This window comes from Paraburkholderia sp. JPY465 (genome assembly GCF_050436725.1).
Taxonomy (GTDB): Bacteria; Pseudomonadota; Gammaproteobacteria; order Burkholderiales; family Burkholderiaceae; genus Paraburkholderia; species Paraburkholderia youngii.
Genome location: NZ_JBNDMT010000002.1, coordinates 2521759 through 2545122, shown reverse-complemented (window position 1 = coordinate 2545122; position 23364 = coordinate 2521759). Strand labels below are relative to the sequence as shown.

Annotated in this window: 21 protein-coding genes and 1 pseudogene; 14 read left to right on the top strand and 8 right to left on the bottom strand. The window is 65.0% G+C overall.

Annotation, left to right across the window (positions count from 1 at the left end; translation table 11 throughout):
• Positions 1-28: 28 nt before the first annotated feature.
• The 3 genes from QFZ94_RS13845 to hutC (QFZ94_RS13835) are packed head-to-tail and all read left to right on the top strand — an operon-like array spanning position 29 to position 2401.
• The gene (locus tag QFZ94_RS13845) at positions 29-691 is read left to right on the top strand and encodes an amino acid ABC transporter permease (protein ID WP_368585298.1); all 663 of its coding nucleotides are present in this window, start codon (positions 29-31) and stop codon (positions 689-691) included.
• A gap of 13 nt (positions 692-704) precedes the next feature.
• A complete protein-coding gene (locus QFZ94_RS13840) occupies positions 705-1592 on the top strand; it encodes an amino acid ABC transporter ATP-binding protein (protein ID WP_429457516.1) in 888 nt (295 codons plus the stop codon).
• Positions 1589-2401 (top strand): histidine utilization repressor, encoded by an 813-nt coding sequence (gene hutC / locus QFZ94_RS13835; RefSeq protein ID WP_368585296.1) that lies wholly within the window; start codon positions 1589-1591, stop codon positions 2399-2401. The genes QFZ94_RS13840 and hutC (QFZ94_RS13835) overlap by 4 nt, the downstream gene beginning before the upstream one ends.
• Positions 2402-2421: 20 nt before the next feature.
• Here hutC (QFZ94_RS13835) and hutC (QFZ94_RS13830) read toward each other — a convergent pair whose 3' ends face one another.
• The 4 genes from hutC (QFZ94_RS13830) to QFZ94_RS13815 all read right to left on the bottom strand — a co-directional run bounded on the left by hutC (QFZ94_RS13830) (position 2422) and on the right by QFZ94_RS13815 (position 5620).
• Positions 2422-3201: a histidine utilization repressor gene (gene hutC, locus QFZ94_RS13830; protein WP_368585295.1), complete on the bottom strand. Its 780-nt coding sequence runs from the start codon at positions 3199-3201 to the stop codon at positions 2422-2424.
• A gap of 112 nt (positions 3202-3313) precedes the next feature.
• Positions 3314-3994 (bottom strand): methyltransferase family protein, encoded by a 681-nt coding sequence (locus QFZ94_RS13825; protein WP_429457513.1) that lies wholly within the window; start codon positions 3992-3994, stop codon positions 3314-3316.
• Positions 3995-4017: 23 nt separating this feature from the next.
• A complete protein-coding gene (locus tag QFZ94_RS13820; RefSeq protein WP_429457511.1) occupies positions 4018-4854 on the bottom strand; it encodes an arylamine N-acetyltransferase family protein in 837 nt (278 codons plus the stop codon).
• Positions 4855-4942: 88 nt separating this feature from the next.
• Positions 4943-5620: a hypothetical protein gene (locus tag QFZ94_RS13815; protein WP_429457509.1), complete on the bottom strand. Its 678-nt coding sequence runs from the start codon at positions 5618-5620 to the stop codon at positions 4943-4945.
• A gap of 236 nt (positions 5621-5856) precedes the next feature.
• Between QFZ94_RS13815 and QFZ94_RS13810 the strand changes: the two genes are divergently transcribed.
• Complete coding sequence (locus QFZ94_RS13810; RefSeq protein ID WP_429457507.1) at positions 5857-7380, top strand: carbohydrate porin; 1524 nt, start codon at positions 5857-5859, stop codon at positions 7378-7380.
• A gap of 68 nt (positions 7381-7448) precedes the next feature.
• Here the strand turns inward: QFZ94_RS13810 and QFZ94_RS13805 are convergent, their stop codons facing one another.
• Entirely contained in the window at positions 7449-8306 is an 858-nt protein-coding gene (locus QFZ94_RS13805; protein ID WP_176368242.1) for a LysR family transcriptional regulator, read from the bottom strand.
• 102 nt (positions 8307-8408) lie between these two features.
• On the opposite strand from QFZ94_RS13805, the gene QFZ94_RS13800 reads away from it, so the two are divergent.
• On the top strand, positions 8409-9341 hold the full coding sequence (locus QFZ94_RS13800; RefSeq protein ID WP_368585290.1) for a DMT family transporter: 933 nt from the start codon (positions 8409-8411) through the stop codon (positions 9339-9341).
• Positions 9342-9362: 21 nt separating this feature from the next.
• On the opposite strand, the gene QFZ94_RS13795 is transcribed toward QFZ94_RS13800, so the two are convergent.
• A complete protein-coding gene (locus tag QFZ94_RS13795; protein WP_410849957.1) occupies positions 9363-10661 on the bottom strand; it encodes an MFS transporter in 1299 nt (432 codons plus the stop codon).
• Positions 10662-10866: 205 nt separating this feature from the next.
• Here QFZ94_RS13795 and QFZ94_RS13790 point away from each other — a divergent pair.
• The 9 genes and pseudogenes from QFZ94_RS13790 to QFZ94_RS13750 form a co-directional block, all read left to right on the top strand.
• Positions 10867-11511, top strand: a pseudogene (locus QFZ94_RS13790) (GntR family transcriptional regulator); the annotation flags it as partial.
• 147 nt (positions 11512-11658) lie between these two features.
• Positions 11659-13329, top strand: a complete 1671-nt coding sequence (mdcA, locus tag QFZ94_RS13785) for a malonate decarboxylase subunit alpha (RefSeq protein WP_429457784.1) — start codon at positions 11659-11661, stop codon at positions 13327-13329.
• Positions 13330-13331: 2 nt separating this feature from the next.
• Entirely contained in the window at positions 13332-14300 is a 969-nt protein-coding gene (locus QFZ94_RS13780; RefSeq protein WP_429457504.1) for a triphosphoribosyl-dephospho-CoA synthase, read from the top strand.
• A 5-nt stretch (positions 14301-14305) separates the two neighbouring features.
• Positions 14306-14626, top strand: a complete 321-nt coding sequence (locus tag QFZ94_RS13775; protein WP_176123180.1) for a malonate decarboxylase subunit delta — start codon at positions 14306-14308, stop codon at positions 14624-14626.
• On the top strand, positions 14623-15507 hold the full coding sequence (locus QFZ94_RS13770) for a biotin-independent malonate decarboxylase subunit beta (RefSeq protein ID WP_410849958.1): 885 nt from the start codon (positions 14623-14625) through the stop codon (positions 15505-15507). Before QFZ94_RS13775 ends, QFZ94_RS13770 begins: the two co-directional genes overlap by 4 nt.
• On the top strand, positions 15504-16319 hold the full coding sequence (gene mdcE, locus QFZ94_RS13765; RefSeq protein ID WP_429457502.1) for a biotin-independent malonate decarboxylase subunit gamma: 816 nt from the start codon (positions 15504-15506) through the stop codon (positions 16317-16319). Before QFZ94_RS13770 ends, mdcE begins: the two co-directional genes overlap by 4 nt.
• Entirely contained in the window at positions 16319-17017 is a 699-nt protein-coding gene (locus tag QFZ94_RS13760; RefSeq protein WP_429457500.1) for a malonate decarboxylase holo-ACP synthase, read from the top strand. The genes mdcE and QFZ94_RS13760 overlap by 1 nt, the downstream gene beginning before the upstream one ends.
• Positions 17017-17949 carry a malonate decarboxylase subunit epsilon gene (mdcH, locus tag QFZ94_RS13755; RefSeq protein ID WP_429457498.1) on the top strand — a complete coding sequence of 311 codons (933 nt, stop codon included), beginning with the start codon at positions 17017-17019 and terminating at the stop codon, positions 17947-17949. The genes QFZ94_RS13760 and mdcH overlap by 1 nt, the downstream gene beginning before the upstream one ends.
• A gap of 633 nt (positions 17950-18582) precedes the next feature.
• Entirely contained in the window at positions 18583-19392 is an 810-nt protein-coding gene (locus tag QFZ94_RS13750; RefSeq protein ID WP_429457496.1) for a class I SAM-dependent methyltransferase, read from the top strand.
• A 20-nt stretch (positions 19393-19412) separates the two neighbouring features.
• On the opposite strand, the gene QFZ94_RS13745 is transcribed toward QFZ94_RS13750, so the two are convergent.
• Both QFZ94_RS13745 and QFZ94_RS13740 read right to left on the bottom strand, forming a co-directional pair.
• Positions 19413-22169: an HAD-IC family P-type ATPase gene (locus tag QFZ94_RS13745; protein ID WP_410849961.1), complete on the bottom strand. Its 2757-nt coding sequence runs from the start codon at positions 22167-22169 to the stop codon at positions 19413-19415.
• Between the two features lie 45 nt (positions 22170-22214).
• Positions 22215-23162, bottom strand: coding sequence for a polyphosphate kinase 2 family protein (locus QFZ94_RS13740; protein WP_429457782.1), 948 nt, complete (start codon positions 23160-23162; stop codon positions 22215-22217).
• Between the last annotated feature and the right edge of the window lie 202 nt (positions 23163-23364).

Sequence of the window (23364 nt, the reverse complement as noted above, 5' to 3'; positions counted from 1 at the left end):
ATCGACTCACGTTTAAGCCAACCTCGCCATGCAAACGTTCGATCCGACCGTCATCACGCACAACCTGCAGCCGATCGCCGCGGGCCTCGCGACGACGCTCGGCAGCTGGGCCGCGGGCGTCGCGATCGGTCTCGTGATCGGCTTCCTGATCGCGGTGCTGCAACTGTTCTGCGGACGCTGGCTGCGCGCCGCGCTGCGCGTCTATATCGAACTGTTGCGCGGCACGCCGTTTCTGGTGCAGCTGTTTCTGCTGTACTACGGCGGCCCGTCGATCGGCCTCACGCTCGAACCGATGACGGCCGGCATCGTCGGGCTGGGTCTTTACGGCAGTGCGTATTTCGCCGAGGCGTTCCGTTCCGGCTTCCAGTCGGTGCCCAAAGGCCATCTCGAAGCGGCGTCGTGTCTCGGCCTCACGCGCTGGCAGGCGATCGTACGCATCCAGGCGCCGCAAATGCTGGTGCTGATCGTGCCCGCGCTGACCAATCTGATCATCGTGCTGAGCAAGGAAACGGCCGTGCTGTCGATCGTCACCGTCCCCGAACTGACGTTCGTGCTGACCGGCATCGGCTCGGCCACTTTCGCTTTCGTCGAAACGCTGCTGGTGCTGTGCGTGTGCTATCTCGCGCTGGTCGAGCTGACCTCGCGCGCGGGCATGTGGGCCGAAGCCCGCCTCGCACGCTTCATGGCATGATTCCGGGACCCCTATGAACGCCATCGCCGACATGCACTCCCCCGCGCAATCTTCCGCGCCGTCCGCCAGCGCCACGGCGAACGCATCGAATGCCGCGCCGCTGATCGAAGTGCGCGATCTGCGCAAACGCTTCGGCGATGTCGAGGTGCTGCGCGGCATCGATCTCGAGATCGCGCGCTCGGAAGTGGTCTGCATCATCGGGCCGTCGGGCTCGGGCAAGAGCACGCTGCTGCGCTGCCTCGCCGCGCTCGAAACCTACGATCACGGCGACGTGCGCATCGAAGGCGAACTGCTCGGCTATACCGAGCGCAACGGCAAACGCGTGCGCGCGTCGCATGGCGAGATCAACCGCGTGCGCCGCAACGTCGGCATGGTGTTCCAGCAGTTCAACCTGTGGCCGCACATGAGCGCGCTCGGCAACGTGATGGAAGCGCTGCTGCGCGTGCGGCACCTGTCGAACGACGAAGCGCGCCGCCGCGCGAACGCGATGCTCGAGACGGTCGGCCTCGCGCACAAGGGCGATGCGTATCCGGCGAAGCTGTCGGGCGGTCAGCAGCAGCGCGTCGCGATTGCGCGCGCGCTCGCGATGGAGCCGCACATCATGCTGTTCGACGAACCGACTTCGGCGCTCGATCCGGAGCTCGTCGGCGAAGTGCTGCAGGTGATGAAGCAGCTCGCGCGCGACGGCATGACGATGGCGGTGGTCACGCACGAAATGGGCTTCGCCGCACAGGTCGCCGACAAGGTCATGTTCATCGACGAGGGCCGCATTGCCGTGCAGGGCAAGCCGCGCGACGTGTTTCACGATGCCGCGCAGCCGCGTCTGCGGCAGTTTCTGCAAAACTATTTCGACCGCAATGCGTTCTGGACGCGCGGCCCCGACGACAGCCAGCCGCTATGAGCACCACCGCTCGCAACAAACCTCACGGCAAATTCTCCGCCAGCGCGGCCCGCGCCGCGGCCAGAACCGCGCGCGGCAGTGAGGAGGCGCCCGCTGCGCGCTACGAGCAGGTCAAGCAGCACATCCGCCAGATCATCGTCTCGGGCGAACGCCAGGCGGGCGATCGTCTGCCTTCTGAACTCGATCTCGTCGGGACGCTCGGCGTATCGCGGATGACGGTCAACCGCGCGTTGCGCGAGCTCGCCGACGCGGGGCTCGTCACGCGCGTATCGGGCGTCGGTACTTTCGTCGCGCCGAACAAGCCGCAATCCACGCTATTGATGATCGCCCATATCGGCGACGAGATCCGCTCGCGCGGCCACGCATATCGTTGCGACATGGTGCTATTGCAGCGCGAGACCGCGTCGGTCACGGTGTCGAACGCATTGGGACTGGCGCCGGGCGCTTCGGTGTTTCATGTGATCTGCGTGCATCGCGAGAACGGCCTGCCGGTGCAGCTCGAAGATCGCTATGTGAATCCGGCCGTCGCACCGGATTTTCTGCAGCACGATTTTTCGGCGCTGAAGCCGTCCGAGTATCTGCTGACGGCTGTGCCGATGCACGATCTCGAACACGTGGTGGACGCCGCGCTGCCGACGCCCGCGGAAGCCGAGCTGCTCGAAATTCACGCGGAGGAACCGTGCCTGACGCTGACGCGCCGCACGTGGACGAGCGGCGTCGCGGTGACGTTCGCGCGTTTCGTGCATCCGGGTTCGCGCTACCGGCTCGGCTGCCGCTTTTCGCCGAATACGTCGCAGCGCCAGGGATGAAGCGCGCTTCGGAAACCGGGCTACACGGTCCCCGCCAGATGAAACCGCGACGCCGGATGCCATAGCCGCACCGACGTCGCGACGTTTTCGCCGACCCACGTGCGCCGCCACAGCAGCAGACACGGCTCGCCGATATCCATCATCAGATGACGCCGCACATAGGCGTCTGGCTTCTGCGCATAGATGCGGAACTCGGCGCGCTGCACCGGCGCGAGCCGCACCATGTAGTGATTCGGCGTTTCGACCGAGAAGTCCTGCTGCAGATACTCGGGGAACACCTTCGGATTGACGTAACGGTCCTCGTACTGGATCGGCTCGCCCTCCTCGCTGTGCACGATGCACGAATGAAACGCGGGACCGCTCGCGAGACCGAGCGCTTCGAGCGCATCGGCGTCGTCGCTCGGTTCGAGCGTGAGCACGCGCGCCGAATGACGATGACCGCGTGCGGCGATTTCATCGGCGATATTGCGGATCTCCAGCACCGTCGATTCATACCGCTGCGGCGCGACGAAGGTGCCCGAGCCTTGCACGCGCGTGAGCACGCGCTCGGCGGTCAGCTCGCGCAGCGCGCGCGACACCGTCATGCGCGCGACGCCGAACTCCTTGACCAGCTCCGTTTCGGAAGGAATCAGTCCGCCCGGCTTCCATGCGCCCTCGCTGATGCGCTTGAGCACGTAGCGTTTGATCTGCTCGTAGGCGGGCATCGCCTTGACCGGCGTGTCGCGGTTGCGATCGGCGGCGTCCTGGTTCTGCTCGGTCTGTGCGGCGGGCGCGATGCGCGCCTGTGTAGTTGTTTTCACTCCAAACCTCGTCGGTGGTTCGCCGGTGTTACATCAGGTACACCGTGGCCGGTTCTCCGGCGGCCGGGAGCCATCTTACCCGCTTCGACGGCGGCGAGACCACCCGGACGCGCTACCAGATGAACGGCACTAAACGGTAACGCACGCGTTGCAGGTACGCCGTATAGCCGTCGAGCTGCTCGGTGAGCAGCCGCTCCTCGCGCACCGCGCGCCAGCCCATGCCGTACGCCATCACGGGCAGCGCCACGAGCCCCCACCAGGAGCCGAGCATCAGCGGCGTGCCGATGAAGAACACCAGCGCGGCCGCGTACATCGGATGACGGACGTACGCGTAAGGCCCGCTGTCGGCGACCTTGTGCCCGCGGCTCGCCTGAACCTTGACCACCGGCGCGGCGTAGCTGTTCGCGCGAAACACGAAGCGGCACATGAAGATGCACAGGAACACGCATAGCGCGCCGAAGCCCATCAGCCACAAAGGCGGCGGCGCGGACCAGCGAAACCGCATCGCGTCGAAGCCCATCAGGATCAGCCAGCCGCACCACGCGGCTCCGATCGCGACCATGAACACACGATCCCAGCGGCTCTGCTGCGCCTGCACGAGCGGCGCGAGCCGCTCCGCGAGCAGCGCGGGATCATGACGCGCGAGCCACGAGCCGAGCCACAGGCTCAACACCGCGAGCTCCAGCAGATACCACCACGCGGCCGGCCACGCGAGCGTGCCGGCCGCGCCGAACAGCAGCACGCCCATGAACGCCAGCCAGGCCAGCGATTGCAGGATCATACGTGCGACCATCGCGGCTCCTTCATCGGCTCGGCTTATGCGGCCGCATCACGCGTGCGCACGCGCTCGAACACGGCGGCGATATCGATGTCCTCCAGGTTCAAGCCGAAGCGCTCGCGCAGGCAGTCGGCGAGTTCGGCGGCACTCGCGAGGCGCCGTTCGCTAACGATCTGCCCTTGCGCGTCACGCTCGTTCAACTGATCGTTGAATAGCGCGAGGCGCAGTTCGGGTAGCACGCGGCACGCCAGCAGGTTATTCACGAACTTCGAATCGGGCGACGTCGACGTGTACCAGTTCGAGAGTTCATAGTCGACCCACTCGACCGCGCGCAGATCGACGTGATAGACGCGCGACCAGCTCTCGTTCGGCGCCAGCACCTCGAGATACACGGTGTCGTGCCCCGCGTCGGCGAGACGGAACGTGCCGAGCGGAATTGGTTGCGCAAGGCCGGCGGTCAGGCGCAGCGGCGCGGTCAGCGTCACGCCGCCGAAGCCGACGTCGGCGATCCATTCGTCGCCGTCGATCTCGACGCGCAGCACCATGTGCGTGCGCGGCGAGATCGTGCCGGGCTCGCGGCCCCATACGACGCGCGCAAGCATCGGCGTGACCTTGAAGCCGAGTTGCACCAGCACGTTCGCGAGCAGAATGTTCTGCTCGAAGCAGTAGCCACCGCGCTTTTGGGTCACGAGCTTGCGTTCGATCGCTTCGAGCTCGAGCCTGACCGGCTGGCGTGTCAGCGGGTTCAGGTTCTCGAACGGAATCGCGGCGGGATGGAGCCGGTGAATCGACCGCAGCACGTCGAGCGTGGCGGCGCGCGGGCCCTGATAGCCGATGCGGGCGAAGTAGTTTTCCAGATTGACGGCGTGGGACATCGGCGGAATTCCAGTTGAGTTGCGGGTTCGACGCGATCATAGCGGCTTTCGGCGCTGAATCGACCGCGCTGGGCGAAGCGAAACGCGCCTACATTCCCTTCAACGCCGACGTCGCGATCGACGGCACCGTAATGCCGTGGCTCGACGCGAACTGCACGGCCGAGCTCAGCGTCGACATCAGCGACTGCAACTGCCCCGGCGCCGACTGCGCGATATACGAAGCGCTTTGCGCGGTCTGCGGATTGAGGCCCGATTGCAGCAGCGACGACGGACTCATCTGACCCAGGCTGCCAAGCCCCGACTGCAAGCTCGCATACTGGCTCACTCCCTTGCCGAGCGACGACAGCCCCTGGGTGAACGCTTCCTTGTTGACCGGCGTCGCCGAGGCTCCGCCACTTGCATGATTTGCAAACGCATCGGTGAGCTTCTGCGACAGCGACTGCTGCGTGCTACCGACCTGCGTCAACTGGCTGACCGACGGCGTGCCGCCGGTGAGGAGCCCCGCCGCCTGCTGCGCCTGGCCGGCCGCACTCGTCATGCCCATCGCCGACGCGAGGCTCGACTGCCCGCTCAGCACCTGCTGGTTCGCGCCCACATAGCTCTGCAGCAGCTGCGACACACCGCCCGACGCCGCCCCGGCACCCGCCGAGCTGTCACCGCCCCCGCCGATACCGAACTGCTTCAGATTCAACTGCGCGTGCGCGGCGCCGCCCAGCAACAGACCGCCACTCGCCAGCAACGAAACCAGAAGAATGCGCTTGCTCATTTCGACTCCTTACATTGACTTTCAGGGTTACTTCGTGCGCTTCGACAACTTGCCCTTTGTCGCGTTCGGTCTGGCTACGTCAATTCGGTTTCGTTACGTTTTCGTTAACACCGAATGACGCGCCAGCGATATTGATGCGAATCGTTCTCATTTGTTTGACTCTCGCAAGTCGCCTGCGTACGATCAGGCCATTTCCTGCTTCGGCATCGGACGAAACAACACCAATAAGGATTTCGATGAAGTTCGCCCAACTCAAGGGACTGCGCGCCGGCGCGCGTCCGGTTTGCGACCCTTCAGCACGTACCGCTGCAATTCATCGTACGCTTTTGCCTTCTATGCGGCGCGTTGCACTGTGTACGGTCTTCGCGTCTGCCTCGTTGACCGGCCACGCGGCGCTGGCCGAAGCCAATCCCGATGCGAACCCGGAAGCGCCCGAAGCCGACCTGAACACTGAGGCGACGCAGACCAAAGAGTCGACCGGCTTCTGGGATCGTCAGCAAATGCTCGGCGACATGGGCGGCCTGCGTCCGTGGCTTGGCAAGTACGGCATGATCTTCACGCTGACCGAGACCAGCGAAGTGCTGGCCAATCTGCGCGGCGGTCTCGCGCGCGGCGCCGACTACGATGGCCTCACCACCGCCACGTTGCAGATGGATACGCAAAAGGCGTTCGGCCTGCAAGGCGGCCTCTTCAACGTCAGCGCGCTGCAGATTCACGGCGCCAACCTGAGCGCGAACAAGCTCGGCACGTTGAATACGGCGAGCGGCATCGAGGCCGACAACGCGACGCGGCTGTGGGAGCTCTGGTATCAGCAGTCGTTCCTGAACAAACGCGTCGACGTGAAGATCGGTCAGCAGAGTCTCGACCAGGAATTCATCACCAGCGCGTATGCGGCGCTTTTCCTCAACACGATGTTCGGCTGGCCCGCGCTGCCCTCATACGATCTGCCGTCGGGCGGTCCCGCCTATCCGCTCGCGGGTCTCGGCGTGCGCGTGCGCGGCCAGATCACCCCTTCGTTGACCGCGCTGGCCGGTGTGTATTCGGGGGACCCGCTCGGCAACAATCCGAACAACATGAGCGGCACGAACTTCAACCTGCATAACGGCGCCTTGTGGATCGGCGAGCTGCAGTACGCGATCAACCAGCCGTCCGAAGGCGAAAGGGTCGACACCGGCGGTGGCGGTCTACCTGGCACCTACAAGCTCGGCGTCTGGTACAACACCAACAAATTCGCCGATCAGCGTTTCGACAATATGGGACTGTCGCTCGCGAATCCTGCGTCGACCGGCATCGCCGCGAATCACAGCGGCAACTACAGCTTCTATGCGGTCGCCGACCAGATGGTGTGGCGCCCCGACCCCGACGAACCACGCAGCCTCGGCGTGTTCGCGCGCGTGATGGGCGCGCCGGGCGATCGCAATCTCGTGCAGGTGGCGGCCAACCTCGGCGTCGTGCTGAAGGCGCCGTTCAAGGGCCGTGACAACGACAGCGCCGGCCTCGCGCTGACCTACATCAAGGTCGGCGGTCACGTGAACGGACTCGACAGGGACTTCCTCGCATTCAACGGCAGCCCGTACGGCGTGCGCACCAGCGAAACCACGCTCGAGGCGACCTACCAATACCAGATCAATCCGTGGTGGCAGGTGCAGGCCGACGCGCAATACACGTTCAACGCCGGCGCGGGCCAGAACCCGAACGACCCGACGCAGCCGCTGCGCAATACGTTCGTCGTCGGCGTGCGGACCAATATCAACTTCTGATGCCGCCCGCCGCGTGCTGAGCGGATCGTCGTCCTTGGTGATGAAGTTGCCGACCGCGTCACGCTCGGCTACCGCAACGACAGATCCTGCACCATCTGCTGCGCCAGATAATCGCAGGTCGGCCGATCCGATTTCGCGCTGCGCGCGACCACGATTTCGAGCGGCGCGATTTTCGGCAGGCCTTGCGCGTCGCCGAGAATCGCGAGCCGCGGCGGCACGCTGCAACGCGTGAGCGCGATCACCGACAAACCGGCATCCACGGTCGCGACGAGTCCCATCAGGCTCGCGCTGCTGAATGCCGCGCGGTAGCGGATGCGCGCGCCATCCAGTGCGGCGAGCGTATGCTGGCGCGCGACGCAGCCTGGCTCGTACAACCCCACCGGCAACGGCGACGCCTTCAACACCGGCGTATCGACCGACGCTCCCACCCACACCATCGGCTCGCTGCGCACGAATTCGCCGCGCAGCTTGCGGTCGCGCGTGACGAATGCGAGGTCGATCTTGTTGTCGGCGAGCATCGGCGCAAGCGCCGTGCTTTGCGCGCAGACGATCTCTATCTCGACACGCGGGTACAGCGTCGCAAATCGCCGCAACACCGGAGACAGCAGCGACGACACGTAGTCGTCCGGCGCGCCGAGCACCACCCGCCCGGTCACCTCGGGCCGCACGATCGCCGACCACGCCTCCTCCTGCAACGCGAGCGCGCGCCGCGCGTATTCGAGCAGCGTATTGCCGGGCCGCGTCAGCGACAGATTGCGCGTGTTGCGCGCGAACAGCGTCGTGCCGAGCATTGTTTCGAGCCGCTTGATCTGCATGCTCACCGCCGCCTGCGAGCGATGCACGCTCGCCGCCGCCTTCGTGAAGCTGCCCGCCTCCACGACCGCGACGAAGCTGCGCAACAGATCGACGTCGAATTCAGGGTTCACGATTTATCAACTGAGCTTATGGAATTGCTCAATTTAATTCGTTTGTGATAAGCCCGCAAGCGGCGCAATACTCGCAGGCATGATCTAACGGAGCCGTTGCGCATGTCCCTCACCTCACGTCAACAAGGCGCGATCACGCTGGCGAGCGGCGGGCTGCTGATGGGCACGATCGGCGTTTTCGTCGAGGAGGCGCGGCTCGATGCGCTGACGCTCGTGTTCTTCCGCTGTCTGTTCGGCTTTCTGTCGCTGGCCGCCTATTGCGCGTGGAAGGGCTTTTTCACGCGCGCGCAGTTCACACGCCGCACGGTCGTGCTCGCGCTGATTTCCGGCGTACTAATGGTCACGCAATGGGTCGGCTTTTTTGACGCGATTCATCGCACCAGCATCGCGGTTGCCACCGTCGTGTTTCATGTGCAGCCGTTCTGGGTCGTGCTGATCGGCGCGGCGCTCTTTAACGAACGGCTAGGCGCGGATCGGCTCGGCTGGATCGCGACCGCGTTCGTCGGGCTCGTGCTCGCGTCGGGGGTCATCGCGGCCGGCAATCTGCAGGGCCACACCAGCTATCTGATCGGTTTGGGCGAAGCGCTGTTCGGCTCGCTGCTCTATGCCAGCGTCACGCTGATCGCGAAAAGCCTCGGCGAAATGCGCCCGCACCTTCTGACGCTCATGCAATGCGCGGTCGGCGTGATCTGCCTGCCGCTGATCGCGCCGCTCATCGCGCCTTTGACGCTCACGCATATCGGGCCGATGCAGTGGTTCTGGCTGATCGGCATGGGCGTGCTGCACACGGGATTGTCGTACGTGCTGATTTACGGCGCGCTGCCGAAGCTCAGCACGCCGGTGATCGCGGTGCTGCTGTTCGTTTATCCGCTGACCGCGATCGTCGTGGATGCGCTCGTGTATGGCCGTGCGCTGTCGCTGTCGCAACTGGCCGGCATGGCGCTGATCGTCGCCGCGAGTCTCGGCGTCAATCTCGGCTGGCCGTTGCTGACGCTGCTGCATCCGGCCGGGCGGGCGCGCAGTCACGCGAAGTAACGCGCGCCGCCCGCCTGGTTCTCACTGCGGCAGCGTCTCGCCCTTCGTCTCCGGCGCGAACGGAATCACGAACAGGCCGAGCACGAACGCCAGTGCGGTCAACGCAATCGGTACGCCGAGGGTCTGCATGTGCAGCACCGCCGCGCCGAGCAGAAAGTTGACGCCCGCGCCGACGAAGCGCCCGAACGACGTGCAGAACGCAAACGCGGTTGCGCGTACGCGGGTTTCGAACTGCTCGGGCAGCCACAGGCTGAACAACGCGAAGTTGCCGCCGAAAAAGCCCAGCACGAACAGCCACGCGATGAACGGCGCGAGCCCGTTCGGCAGATAGAACGCCCAGCCGAAGCTCGCCGCGATCGACACCGCCATCCCCGCGAAGTACACCGCCAACGTCATCTTGCGGCCGATTCGCTCGGCCAGCGGCGGCAACGCAAGACACCCGAGGATCGTGCCGATCGACAGCAGGCCGGTAGCCAGCGACGCCGTGCGCATCGAATCGCCCTTCGACATGCCCGCGCGCGTCGCGAGCTGGATCACCGCGGACGGCTCGTACACGGCGCCTGCCCACAAGCCAATGATGGCGATCGTCAGCAGAATGCACGCGACCCATGTGCGACGCCGGTAAGCCGGCCCCATGATCTCGCGCAGCGGCTTCACGCGCACCGTCTTTGCGTCGGCCTTCTGCCACTTCTCCGGCTCCTTCACGCGCAGCAGAATCAGAATCGCGACGACGACCGGCACCGCGCCGGTCAGGAACATCGCGCGCCAGCCGAAGTGCACGCCGATCGTGTAATTGAGTGCGGCCGCGAGAAAGAAGCCCGCGTAGTAGCCGGTCTGCAGATAACCGGCGCCCATCTTGCGACGATCTTCGGGCCAGGCCTCGGCGACGTAGGTGCCCGCGAGCGCCCATTCCCCGCCGATCCCGACGCCCGCGATGAAGCGAAAAATCCCCAGCTCCCAAACGTTGCTCGCGGTAGCGGACAGTCCGGTGAAAATCGCGAACGTGAAGATCGTCGCGGCGAGCACCTTGGTCCGGCCGAAGCGATCGGCAAGCGGTCCCCAGATGAACGACAGCCCCCAACCGACCAGAAACAGCGCAAACAGGATCGATCCCGCGAGGCCGACATTCGACGGCGTCGCCGCAAAGCCCGAACGCGGCAGCAGCTCGGTCAGCGCGGGCGTGAGCACCAGCGCGTAAATGAACGAGTCCATGCCGTCGAGCGTCCAGCCAGCCCACGCGCCCCAAAACCCTGCGATCTGCGAACGATTGAGTGGTGTGCGCTGACGCGCGACCGCTCGTCGGTCGGTCAATGTATTCATCTTGCTCCTCCAGCCTACGATGGTTGAACGTAACGAAAAACGACGGGCGCGCTTGGGGTTGGATCGACGACGTTGATTGATCGGCGATGTCCTCGTACAACTAATTCAGAGGACGACGCGGGGAAATTGCCGGATTGTGGTTGCGGCCCCGTCCGGGTTTGCCCGCGCTGAAATACGCGTCTTTTCATATATAATATTTGATACTATGACCGACGCAACTGAAGGTTTTCCCCTGGACGCGCCCGTGACCGGCTCGTTTCTTCCGGCCGCGGCACCTCGCGAAAGCACTTCGCACATGATTGCGGAGGCGCTGCGCGCGGCGATCGTCGACGGCACCCTCGCGCCCGGCGCACCATTGCGCCAGGACGCGATCGCCCGGCATTTCTCCGTCAGCGCGATTCCCGTGCGCGAGGCGCTGCGCCAGCTCGAAAGCGAGGGCTGGGCGCGCGCGGCGGTCCACAAAGGCGCGACCGTCGCGCCGCTGTCCGCCAACGAAGCGCGCGAAATCTACGAGATCCGCTCGGCGCTCGAAAGCCTCGCGCTCGGCCTCGCGATTCCGAATCACACCGCCGCGACGCTGCGCGAAGCCGCGCAGTTGTGCAGCGCCGCCGAGCGCGAGGAGGACCCGTCGCTGTACGTGACGCGCAATGCCGCGTTCCATATGTGTCTCTACGCGCCCGCCGGCCGGCCGCAGCTGGAGGACATGATCGGCTTGCTGCACCGGCGCGGCGAACGCTATCTGCGGCTGAAGTTCGGCTTGCCGTCGTACAAGGGCGAGTCCGACAGTGAGCACGCCGCGCTGCTCGAAGCCGTCGAGCGCCGCGATATCGCGACCGCGCAGTCGCTGGTGGTCGCGCATCTGCTCGGCACCGGCGAGCTTCTGCATCGTTTCCTGACCGAGCGCGCGCGCGAAGAAGCGCTCGCGCATCAACCGAAGCCGCGCGGCCGACGCCCGCGCGGTCCACAGCGGGAGCTGACCGCACCGATGACCGAGCCGATGAACCACCTCGCCGAAGCCGCCTCATCGCGGTCCACTGCCCGCTCATGGACGACTCGACGCGACGAAAAGAACCGCCGCCTCGCGGCCATCGCGCCGTGGCTCGAAGACGGCGTGCTGCCTACGCACCGCATCGTCGATGCGCTCGAAACGCTGATCCAGCCCGGCGAGCGCGTCGCGCTCGAAGGCGACAACCAGAAACAGGCCGACTTCCTGTCGCGCTCGCTCGCGAAGGTCGATCCGCAGAAGCTGCACGACGTGCATCTGCTGATTTCGAGCATCAGTCGTCCTGAGCACCTGACGCTGTTCGAGCGCGGCATCGCGCACAAGGTCGATTTCTCGTTCGCGGGGCCGCAGAGTCTGCGCGTCGCGCAACTGCTCGAAGACGGCCAGCTGGAAATCGGCGCGATTTATACGTATGTCGAGCTGTACGCGCGCATGTTCGTCGACCTGACGCCGCACGTCGCGCTGCTGTGCGCGGACAAGGCCGACCGTCACGGCAATCTGTACACCGGCCCGAACACCGAGGACACGCCGACCATCGCCGAGGCCGCCGCATTCCATCACGGCATCGTGATCGTGCAGGTCAACGAGATCGTCGACGAGTTGCCGCGCGTCGACATTCCGGGTTCGTGGGTCGACGTGGTCGTGCGGGCGGACCGGCCGTTCGCGGTCGAGCCGCTGTTCACGCGCGATCCTCGTCATATCGGCGACTTGCAGGTGCTGACCGCGATGATGGTGATACGCGGCATCTACGAACCGTACGGCGTCACGTCGCTCAATCACGGCATCGGTTTCGATACTGCGGCGATCGAATTGCTGCTGCCCACCTACGGCGAATCGCTCGGCCTCAAAGGCAAGATCTGCCGCAACTGGACACTCAATCCACACCCGACGATGATCCCCGCGATCGAATCGGGCTGGGTCGACAGCATCCATTGCTTCGGCAGCGAGGTCGGCATGGAGGCGTATATCGAGGCGCGCCCCGATGTGTTCTTCACCGGCAACGACGGCAGCCTGCGCTCGAACCGCGTGCTGTGTCAGTTGGCCGGCCAATACGGCGTCGATCTGTTCATCGGCTCGACGCTGCAGATCGACGCGGACGCGAATTCGTCGACGGTCACGCGCGGACGGCTCGCCGGTTTCGGCGGGGCGCCGAACATGGGCCACGATCCGCGCGGCCGGCGTCATGCGAGCGAGGCGTGGCTGAAGCTGTTGAAGGGCGACGGCGCGATATCGCGCGGCCAGAAGCTCGTCGTGCAACTCGCGGAAACGTACAAGAAAGGCGGGGAGCCGACCTTCGTCGATGAACTCGACGCAGTCGCCGTCGGCGCGAAAAACGGCATGCCGATCGCACCGGTGATGATCTACGGCGACGACGTGAGCCATGTGGTCACCGAGGAGGGCATCGCGCATCTGCATAAGGCCGAAGGCATCGACGAGCGGCGCGCGGCGATCGCGGCGGTGGCCGGCGTCACGCCGATCGGCCTGCGCGCGAAGCCCGAGAAAACCGCCGAGTTGCGCCGGCGCGGCATCGTCGCGTATCCGGAAGATCTCGGCATCCGGCGCGGCGAAGCGAAGCGTTCGCTGCTCGCGGCGCGCAGCATCGACGATCTGGTCACGTGGTCGGGCGGACTGTACGCGCCGCCCGCGCGCTTCCGGAGCTGGTGACGATGGCGTCCGCTGCTGCTGTTCTCGAACGGTTGGACGCGCCACTTGCTCCAGTCCTGCGCAATGATGCGCGTGACACTTCACCGATCGCGCCGTTTTCCGACGCGCAACTCGCGCGCGACGCGATCACCGCGCTGATCGACGAGGCCGAACTCACGCCGAAACCCGCGCTCGTCGACCGGCGCGGCAGCGGCGCGCATCGTGACCTCGATCTCGCGATCATGCGGCGCTCCGCGCACGCGCTCGAACCTACTTTCGCCGCGCTCGCGCGCACCGCGCGCCGCCGCGGCGAACCGTCTGCGCTGCTGCGCGCCGAACTCGCGCAGATCGGCCGCGCGGGCGAACAGGACATGCTGCAGGCGACCGGCGGCAGCAATGCGCATCGCGGCGCAATCTGGATCATCGGACTGCTCGTTGCGGGCGTCGCGCTCGAAACGTCTTCGAGTGCCTCGATGCGTACACACGGAGCCGGCGCGCCGAGCCCTCTGGATACCTCGCGCGTCTGCACTTTGGCCGCGCAGATCGCCTGCTTCCCGGACCGCTTCGCCGCTTCGTCCGATAGCCACGGCGAACGCGCGCGTCGACGCTATCAGGTCGGCGGCGCGCGGCGCGAAGCGCAGGACGGCTTCCCCCACGCGCTCGACGTCGGCCTGCCCGCGTTACGCGCGGCGCGCGCACGCGGCCTCGACGAAAACACCGCTCGGATCGACGCCTTGCTCGCGATCATGAGCACGCTCGACGACACCTGCCTGCTGCATCGCGCGGGCCTCGCCGGCTTGCATGCGGGGCAGCGCGGCGCACGACGCGTGCTCGGCGCGGGCGGCAGTTCGACAGCCGCGGGCCGCGTCGCACTCGACGCGCTCGAACGCGAACTGCTGGCGTTGAACGCATCGCCTGGCGGCGCGGCCGATCTGCTCGCCGCCACCCTCTTTCTCGACATGCTGGCGCATCGCGACGCCAGCCGGAGCTGAGCCTCATGGAACATCTGACCTTCGACTATCCGGCGCAACGCGCCGTCACGACCCGCGCGCACGTCGGCGTGGTCGGCTCGGGCGATCTGGAAGTGCTGCTGTCGCCCGCCGCCGATGCAGGCGGCTCGGCGCTTGCTGCGCACGTGGTCGTGCGCACCAGCGTCGACGGCTACAGCCACATCTGGAAGAGCGTGCTCGACCGCTTCTTTACGCGCTACGACGGCGCCGCGAACATCGAGATCAACGACTTCGGCGCGACGCCGGGCGTGGTCGCGCTGCGCCTCGCGGAGGCGGTCGAAGCGGCCGAGGAAGGAGACAGCGTATGAGCACGAGCGCTAGCATTCACCGTGCCCCGCTGCTGCACGAGAGCTTCATCGAACTGCCCGCGCGCGAGCGCGCCCGTTCGCTGCTCGACGCGGGCAGCTTCCGCGAACTGCTCGGACCGTTCGACCGCATCGCGTCGCCATGGCTGCCCATGCAGGGCATCGTCTGCCAGGCCGACGACGGCTGTGTGATCGCGCGCGGCACGATCGACGGCGAACCGGCCGTGGTCGCGGCGATCGAATCGGCGTTCCAGGGCGGCAGCATCGGCGAAGTGTCGGGCAGCAAGATCGCCGCGGCGCTGGAGATGGCGCGGCGCGACTGCGCGCGCGGCAAGCTCGTGCGCCCGGTCGTACTGTTCGAGACCGGCGGCGTGCGGTTGCAGGAAGCGAACCTCGGGCTCGCAGTCATCGCCGAGATTCAGGCGGCGATCGTCGCGCTGCGCCGGCACGTGCCGGTGGTCGGCGTGATCGCGGGGATGGTCGGCTGCTTCGGCGGCATGTCGCTCGCGGCCGCGCTGTGCTCGTATCTGATCGTGACGAAGCAGGGACGGCTCGGCATGAACGGACCCGAAGTGATCGAGCAGGAAGCCGGTATCGAAGAACTTGATGCGAGCGATCGCCGCCGCGTGTGGCAACTGATCGGCGGCGAGCAGCGCGTCGCGAGCGCGCTCGCCGATACCCTCGTCGACGACGATGCCGACGCGGTGCGCGCCGCCGTGCTCGCCGCGTTCGCGCAGGGCGTGCCGGCCGCGCATCGCAGCGAGCAGGTCGACACCTTCCTGCAGCGGCTCGCGCGGATCGATCCGGCGAGCGTCACGCCCGAGACAATGCGTGATGCGTACAACCCGCAGGCGGGCGATATATCGAACAAGGAGCAGCCATGAGCGACACGACACTCACGCGCGGCGCGCGCTGGTTCAACGCACTGGCCGGCGAATCGTCGAGTGCGGCGCCCGTCTGGAGCGGCGATGCGCCGCTCGGCGGCGACACTGCGCGCTTCATCGCGGTCGTGCCCGATGCCGCGAACCGCTTTCCGCGCGCGACCAGCAACGTGGTCGGGCTCGAACAAGGCTGGCAACTCGCGCGCGCGGTGCGCGAAGTCATGGACGCCGATCGAGGCGCCGGCACGCGCCGCCCGATCGTCGCGATCGTCGACGTGAAAAGCCAGGCGTATGGCTATCGCGAGGAAATGCTCGGCATCCACCTCGCCTGCGCGGCCGCCGTCGACGCCTACGCGAGCGCACGCGACGCCGGGCATCCGGTGATCGCGCTGATCGTCGGTCCGGCGATGTCGGGCGCGTTCCTCGCGCACGGCTATCAGGCGAACCGCATCGTCGCGCTCGATGTGCCCGGCACGATGGTCCATGCGATGGGCAAGGAAGCGGCCGCGCGCGTCACGCGCCGCACTGTCGAAGAACTCGACGAACTCGGCGAGACGATCGTGCCGATGTCGTATTCGATGGCGTCGTTCGGGAAGCTGGGGCTGCTCGATCAGCTGATCGACGGCGTCGACGCCGATGCGCCCGACGCGGCGCAGATCGAGCGCGTGCGCACTGTGCTGGTCGAACAGATCCGCAGCGCGCGCGACGGCGATCGGACGCTCGCGCGTCGGCTGGAATCGGCGGCGGCGCGGCAGACTCGCGCGGCGTCGATCGAGGTGCGGCGGCGCCTTGCCGAACAGTGGGACGCCGTCTGATGCGCGTGTGCGCGGCTGCGCCCTTCCCGACCGCTTGCGCGGCGTCGTGCGACCCGCGCTGGCGGCCGCATGATCTGCTGCGCTTGCGACGGCTCGATGCGCTCGATGACGAACCGGCGTGGCTTCGCGAAGCATTCGAACGCGCACCGTACGCGGTCGTCCGACGCGCGCGCGCCGCCGAAGGTTTCGTCGCGATCGGCGTGCGCGGCGCGGAGCGAGCGCAGCGTTACGGCACGTGGGCGCATGCGGACGATATCGTCGGCGCCGTATCGCCGGAGTCCCTGGCGCAGGCGCGACCTGATCCCGGACGTGATGCATTGCCTTCTTTCGTTGCGCTGAATTCGTTGCAACGTGACCGGAGCGGTCCGCTTTCTGGATTCGTTTGGGGTCCTTCTGGCAGCACGGGATTCGAACTCGCGACGCACGTTCCCGCCGTTAGCGAAGCCAGCGATCTCGATCTGTTGATCCGTGTGCCCGAACCATTGGCGATGAATGTCGCGGGTGCTTTGCTGGAGCAACTGCAAACGCTCTCAGCGCGTCTTGGTGTACGCATCGATGCACAACTCGAAACGCCCGCCGGCGGCGTCGCGCTCGCGGAGTGGGCTGCGGGCAAGGCGCGCGTGCTGGTCCGCCATGCGAGCGGTCCCCGCTTGATCGCCAATCCGTGGGCCGATGTTGCGCAGGATGGCGCCATCTGATGCTCGCGCTTATCTTCCCCGGGCAGGGTGCGCAAAGCGAAGGCTTTCTGAATCGACTGCCGCGGCCTCGCGCGGTACAGGACACGTTCGCTGAAGCATCGGACACGCTCGGCATCGACGTACTGACGCTCGACTCACTCGACGCTCTGGATTCGACCGTCGCCGTGCAACTGGGCCTGACGATCGCGGGCGTCGCGATCACACGCGCGCTCGCCGATGAAGGATTGGTGGCGCAAATCAGCGCGGGGCTGTCGGTCGGCGCTTATCCGGCAGCGGTCAGTAGCGGCGCGGTGCCGTTTCGCGATGCCTTGATGATGGTGCGGCGGCGCGCCGAACTGATGGAAACCGCTTACCCGTCGGGCTATGGTCTGGCGGCCGTATCCGGCTTGAACGAGCAGCAGGTGGAAACGCTCGTCGCGCAGCAGGCGCAAGAGCTGCGGCAACGCGTGTATATCGGCAACGTCAATGCGCCGCGCCAGATCGTGATGGCCGGCGCAAACGATGCGCTCGATATGTTCATCGAACGCGCACTTGCGGCCGGCGCGCGCAAGGCCACCCGGCTCGCGGTCAGCGTGCCCTCGCATTGCGACTTGCTCGCGCATGCGAGCGACGAACTGCTCGCGTACTCGCGCGAGCTGCGTTTTGAAAGACCGCGCGGCATCTATATCGGCAATCGCGGTGGACGGCCGTTGTATACGGCCGACGCGATCCGCGAAGACCTTGCGACGAACATGCGCTACACCGTGCGCTGGTTCGATGCGCTCACCGTGATGCAGGAAATGGGCGCGCACGTGCTGGTCGAGGCGCCGCCAGGGCAAGTGTTGACGGATATCGTGAGCGAGCATTTTTCGGAGACCAGCGCGCTGGCTGCCAGTGCATTGCCGTTCGACAGACTGGTCGGGACCGTGCGCAGGCGCCTCGAGCGTGGCTAAGGCGGCTGCTCATCAACCTTCCGGTCGACTCGTGAATGTGTCGGCCGCTGAACAACACAAGATTCGCCCCGCTGTCTGCCCGAACGCAACGCCGCCGCGCGTGAATCCATATTTCCGCCCGGATATTTCATTTGCATACGTTGCAGAGCCCATTTAGACCCGGCGGGACGGGTCTGGACCGCATCAACGGGCGCAGAGGGCGCAAAACCATCACAATAAGGCGCGAAACGTGGAGATTCCTGGCCAATTGCGGAGGGACCAACTGCTATCCTTGAAAGAAGTCGACCCGTTCTCGAGCGCACTCCCATGCGCGCGCACTCGGAAAGAGGATCCATGAGTTGTCCCGCACTATCGCGGCATTTTTTTCTCCGTGGTTCCCTTGCCGGTTTGCCTGCGACACATGTCGCGTGCACCGCCCTCGAACGATAGTTCGGCTACACAAAGCTTTACACAAAATCTGAACCGCAACGCGGTTGGAGCAGCAGGTCTCAGCAAACGCGGTCCATCGGGATTCAAATTCAGACTGATCAACTTCCCGCGAATTTTTCGAGCTGATGTCACACATGTAGCAACAGCCGGCAGTCTGGAAACGAGTTGCGCAGAACTCCGCTTTCGCACCGATATGAGGGAGATATGCATAGACCCATCGACACTGAAACGATTCCGAGCAATGAATTGCAGCAGGTCAGGATGACTTATGCCAAGCTTTGCCAGGACTACCTTGCACATCGCGCCGATGGTGAATACCGGGACTATGTGCAATCGGTTATTGCCAACGACGCCAGTCTCGATCGCCATGTGCGCGCGTTCGAAATTTATGCACCGTATGTCAAGCGTGGAATGAAAGTGCTCGACTGGGGATGCCGTCACGCCCCAGATTCGTGCATGCTTCGTACGCTTTACCGGGACATCGAGATATATGGCTGCGACCTATGCAACGATGGACAATTCGCGGAATTCCATCAGTACGCCGGATTATCTTTCGCAGCGCTCGATCATGAATTTCTGCTGCCGTACGAAGACAATCAATTCGATGTAGTGATTGGAAGCGGTGTACTCGAGCACGTGGCTCGCGAACAAAAGAGCATCGATGAGCTATGGCGCGTGCTGAAAGACAACGGTTTGCTGATAATCACATTTTTGCCTAACCGTTTATCGGCAACTGAAAACGCCTGCAGAGTGATGAAGAAGTACACGGGCCATAACCGGCTGTACAGTCTCAGCGACGCGAAGCGCCTGTTCCTCAGGTCGGGATTCGTACTGGAAGAATGCGGCTATCATCAGGTCTTTCCAACGTTCGCAAAAGGCATAAAGGGCGGCGGAGCGCTCAATGCACTGGCCAATATCGGCATGAAGCTGAACCGGCCTTTCGAGCGCATACCAATCGTGAATGCAGTCTCAGCGAATCTGTTTTTCATTCTCCGCCGCGTTCATGAGATGTAGCGGTAGGCCGCCAAGGCGGCCTACCCCGCCGGATCATTGCGCAAGGCCGCGCCGCCCTCCTGTTGCGAAGTCACGAATCCTCTCAATGCGGGGGTGAGTCGGAAGACGAGCTTCTCCAGTTCCACCACGAGGAAGAACAGGACGCCACCAGCAAAGAGCCACCCCCACGCCGACAACGGCAAAGCCTCGGTGTGGAAAACGGCCTGGAACGGGAACGTATAGGTGAACAGAAGCTGCAACACCACGACCCCGGCTATCCCGTACCACAGATGGCGATTGCCCATATGCGCGCGCACGGTCAGTGACGAATCGAGCAGATAGCGGATGTTGAGCAGATAGAACACCTGGCCCAGCGTAATCGCGTTGACCGCGGCCGTGCGCGCCAGATCATCCGACGCGCCGTGCGACTTCATCCAGAAGAAGGTCGATAGCGTATAGAGCACGAGCGCAGCGCCGACGAACAGGATGCGCCAGATGCCGAAACGCGTGACGATCGGCCGGTCGATTGCGCGCGGCGAGCGGCGCATCACGTCGGCCTCGTGCGGCTCGAACGAGATGGTTAGGCCGAGCGCGACCGAAGTCACCATGTTGACCCACAGGATCTGCGGCGCCGTGATCGGCAGCGTGAAGGCAAACAGGATTGCCACCGCGATCACCGCGCCTTGCGCGATGTTGGTCGGCAGCATGAACAGCATCGCCTTCTCGATGTTGTTGTAGACCGTGCGCCCCTCCTTCACCGCCGCGGAAATCGACGCGAAATTGTCGTCGGCGAGGATCATCCCCGCCGCCTCTTTCGTCACCTCGGTACCCTTGATCCCCATCGCGACGCCGATGTCTGCCTTCTTCAGTGCGGGCGCGTCGTTGACGCCGTCGCCCGTCATCGCGACGATCTGCCGATTCGCCTGGATCGCCTTGACGAGCCGCAGCTTGTGCTCGGGACTCGCGCGCGCGAACACGTCGACGCTGCGCACGCATTCCTGCAGCGCCGCGTCGTTCATCGCCTCGATCTCGGTGCCCGACACCGCAGTCTTGCCGTCGCCGATGCCCAGCATTCTTGCGATTGCCGCCGCCGTGATCTTGTGGTCGCCCGTGATCATCGTCACGCGGATGCCCCCGCCGTGGCATTCGCGCACGGCCTCGATCGCCTCTTTGCGCGGCGGGTCCATCAGGCCCACGAGGCCGAGCAATACGAGGGTGCGCGGCAGGTCCTGCGGCCCGAGCGTCCCTGTGCGCAGGCCCGGGTCCGGCAGCCACGCGAGCCCGAGCACGCGCTCGCCTTGCGCGGCGAGCCGGTCGCCCTCTCTTGCGAAATGCTCGCGATCGAGCGGCATCGGCCCTTGCGCCGTCTGCTGCCGGTCGCAATGATCGATGATCACCTCCGGCGCGCCTTTGACCAGCAGCATCTCGCCGTCGGCCGAGCGGTTCAGCGTCGCCATGAACTTGTGCTCGGACTCGAAGGGAATCACGTTGACCCTCGGCGCGGCCGCGGTCTCGGCCGCACGGTCCATCCCCAGCTTGGAGGCGAACGGATAGAGCGCGCCCTCGGTCGGGTCACCCTCCACTTTCCATTTCCCTTCTTCCTCGAAAAGCTCCGCGTCGTTGCACAACAGCGACACGCGGCCCATCAGCTTCAGCACGTCCGGCGCGGCGCCGAGCGGCTTGCCATCGGCGCTGACCTGTCCTTCGCTGGCGTAGCCGTCGCCGGTGACGGAATAGCCCGCTTCCGCCGTCACGGCGGAGGTCACCATCATCTCCATCAGGGTCAGCGTGCCCGTCTTGTCCGAGCAGATGCGCGACACGGCGCCCAGTGTTTCGACCGCCGGCAGGCGGCGAATAATGGCGTTGCGCTGCGCCATCCGCTGCACGCCGATGGCGAGCGTGATGGTGATCAGCGCCGGCAGGCCTTCCGGGATCACCGACACCGCAATCCCCACGATGGCCTGGAACAGCTCGACGAACGTCATGTGTCCGAGCCAATGCCCATAGGAGAACAGCAGCACGCTGACAACGGCGATCACTGCCGTGATCACATAGCCGAATTTCTTGATCTGGCGCAGCAGCGGCGTCTCGAGCGCGCTGACTTCGGCGAGCATCTGGTTGATCCGGCCGAGCTCCGTCTGGCTGCCGGTCGTCACCACGACGCCGGTTGCCCGGCCCGACAGGACCATCGTGCCGCAGAACGCCATGTTCTCGCGGTCGCCGACCGTCGCTTTGGCCGGCACCGGCGCGGTGCTCTTCTCGGCCGGGAGGGATTCGCCCGTGAGAGCCGCTTCTTCCGTGTGCAGATTCCTCGCGTCGACGAGACGCATGTCCGCCGGGATTTTGTCGCCCGATTCCAGTAGCACGATGTCGCCAGGAACAAGTTCATCGGCGGGGATCAAGCGAACCGCTCCACCACGCATCACACGCGCCTCGGCGGACAGCATGTTGCGAATCGAATCGAGCGCCTTCTCGGCGCGTCCTTCCTGAATGAAGCCGAGCAGCGAGTTGAGAATCACGACGGCCAGAATGACCGTGCCATCGAGCCACAGGCCCATCATGAACTTGATGAAACCGGCCACCAGCAGCACGTAGATCAGGATATTGTGGAACTGCATCAGGAAGCGTACGACCGGCCCTCTCTTCTTGCCCTGCGGCAGGCGGTTCGGCCCATAGGTGGCGAGCCGCCCGGCCGCTTCCGCGGCATCCAGGCCCTGCGCGGGATCGACGTTGAACTGCCGTTCGATGTCACCGGCCGGCATCGCATGCCACGGCGTCGCACTCTCAACTGAGCTCATCCTCGTGTCTCCCGGTTCCAGTGATTTCGGGTCAGGGGGCCGCTCTCAATGATCTGAATCGTCCCCGGGTTGATCGGGTCTCGTCTCGTCCACCACTTCAGCGCCGAGTTCCTCCCTCGCGGCGGCGAGATCCTTCATCTGCTCTGGCGTCGCTTTCGGATAGGCGAGGTCGAGCTTCTCGACGGCCTCGACGATCGCGGCCGCGACGATGAGGCGCGTGAAAGGCTTGTTGTCGGCGGGCACGACGTACCACGGAGCCGCTTCGGAGGCCGTCGCGCGGATGGCCTCTTCATAGGCGCGCATATAGTCGTTCCAGTAGCGACGCTCGCGAACGTCGGATGCGGAAAACTTCCAGTTCTTGTCGGGATTGTCGAGGCGTTCCATGAATCGCTTCTTCTGCTCCCCGTACGACAGGTTCAGATAGAACTTGACTATGACCACGCCCTGGCGCGTCAGATAGTCTTCGAAGCGCGCGATGTCGGCGAGCCGCTCGTCCCATATGTCGTTGCCGACCCGTACCGGCGGAATCTTCTGCGCACGCAGCAGATGCTGATGCACGCGCACCACCAGCGCCTCTTCATAGTACGAGCGGTTGAAAATACCGATGTGCCCGCGCTCGGGCACTTTCCTCGAATAGCGCCAAAGGAAGTCGTGCGAGAGTTCCTCATCCGACGGCTGCTTGAACGAGATGACATCGCACCCTTGCGGATTGACGCGCGACATCACGTGCTTGATCGTCCCATCCTTTCCGGCGGCGTCCATGGCCTGGAATACCAGCAGCACGGCCCAGGAATCCTGCGCGTAGAGGATCTCCTGCTCCATCGCGAGCCATTTCGATCCGCGCTGGAGCAGTTGCTGCGCCTCTTCCTTATGCATTTTGAGTCCCAGCGTCTCGCCGGGATCGAAATTCTTCAGGAAGAAATCTTTGCCGCTCGTGACGCGAAACGGATCGGTGTATGCCCGCAGCGCGTTGAGTATTTCCGTGCGAACCATCGCTTGTTTCCCCACGACACCTGCAATCAGTTGCATCGCAACCGCGGTCGTACTGGTCACAACTCTTTCTGATAATAGGTCACACAAGCGGAAAACGTGCTCATCCGCAACGACGCTGCGCATTTGCATCGCGACGGAAAACGCGCGTCTTAATGCTGCAACATTCCGGACATCCGGGCCGGTCGATCACCCCCTGCCGATC

Coding starts and splice junctions, on each gene's coding strand:
- QFZ94_RS13845 (WP_368585298.1), top strand. CDS start 29: ATGCAAACGTTCGATCCGACCGTCATCACGCACAACCTGCAGCCGATC.
- QFZ94_RS13840 (WP_429457516.1), top strand. CDS start 705: ATGAACGCCATCGCCGACATGCACTCCCCCGCGCAATCTTCCGCGCCG.
- hutC (WP_368585296.1), top strand. CDS start 1,589: ATGAGCACCACCGCTCGCAACAAACCTCACGGCAAATTCTCCGCCAGC.
- QFZ94_RS13825 (WP_429457513.1), bottom strand. CDS start 3,994: ATGGTCGCACGTATGATCCTGCAATCGCTGGCCTGGCTGGCGTTCATG.
- QFZ94_RS13820 (WP_429457511.1), bottom strand. CDS start 4,854: ATGTCCCACGCCGTCAATCTGGAAAACTACTTCGCCCGCATCGGCTAT.
- QFZ94_RS13815 (WP_429457509.1), bottom strand. CDS start 5,620: ATGAGCAAGCGCATTCTTCTGGTTTCGTTGCTGGCGAGTGGCGGTCTG.
- QFZ94_RS13810 (WP_429457507.1), top strand. CDS start 5,857: ATGAAGTTCGCCCAACTCAAGGGACTGCGCGCCGGCGCGCGTCCGGTT.
- QFZ94_RS13800 (WP_368585290.1), top strand. CDS start 8,409: ATGTCCCTCACCTCACGTCAACAAGGCGCGATCACGCTGGCGAGCGGC.
- QFZ94_RS13795 (WP_410849957.1), bottom strand. CDS start 10,661: ATGAATACATTGACCGACCGACGAGCGGTCGCGCGTCAGCGCACACCA.
- mdcA (WP_429457784.1), top strand. CDS start 11,659: ATGAACCACCTCGCCGAAGCCGCCTCATCGCGGTCCACTGCCCGCTCA.
- QFZ94_RS13780 (WP_429457504.1), top strand. CDS start 13,332: ATGGCGTCCGCTGCTGCTGTTCTCGAACGGTTGGACGCGCCACTTGCT.
- QFZ94_RS13775 (WP_176123180.1), top strand. CDS start 14,306: ATGGAACATCTGACCTTCGACTATCCGGCGCAACGCGCCGTCACGACC.
- QFZ94_RS13770 (WP_410849958.1), top strand. CDS start 14,623: ATGAGCACGAGCGCTAGCATTCACCGTGCCCCGCTGCTGCACGAGAGC.
- mdcE (WP_429457502.1), top strand. CDS start 15,504: ATGAGCGACACGACACTCACGCGCGGCGCGCGCTGGTTCAACGCACTG.
- QFZ94_RS13760 (WP_429457500.1), top strand. CDS start 16,319: ATGCGCGTGTGCGCGGCTGCGCCCTTCCCGACCGCTTGCGCGGCGTCG.
- mdcH (WP_429457498.1), top strand. CDS start 17,017: ATGCTCGCGCTTATCTTCCCCGGGCAGGGTGCGCAAAGCGAAGGCTTT.
- QFZ94_RS13750 (WP_429457496.1), top strand. CDS start 18,583: ATGCATAGACCCATCGACACTGAAACGATTCCGAGCAATGAATTGCAG.
- QFZ94_RS13745 (WP_410849961.1), bottom strand. CDS start 22,169: ATGAGCTCAGTTGAGAGTGCGACGCCGTGGCATGCGATGCCGGCCGGT.
- QFZ94_RS13740 (WP_429457782.1), bottom strand. CDS start 23,162: ATGGTTCGCACGGAAATACTCAACGCGCTGCGGGCATACACCGATCCG.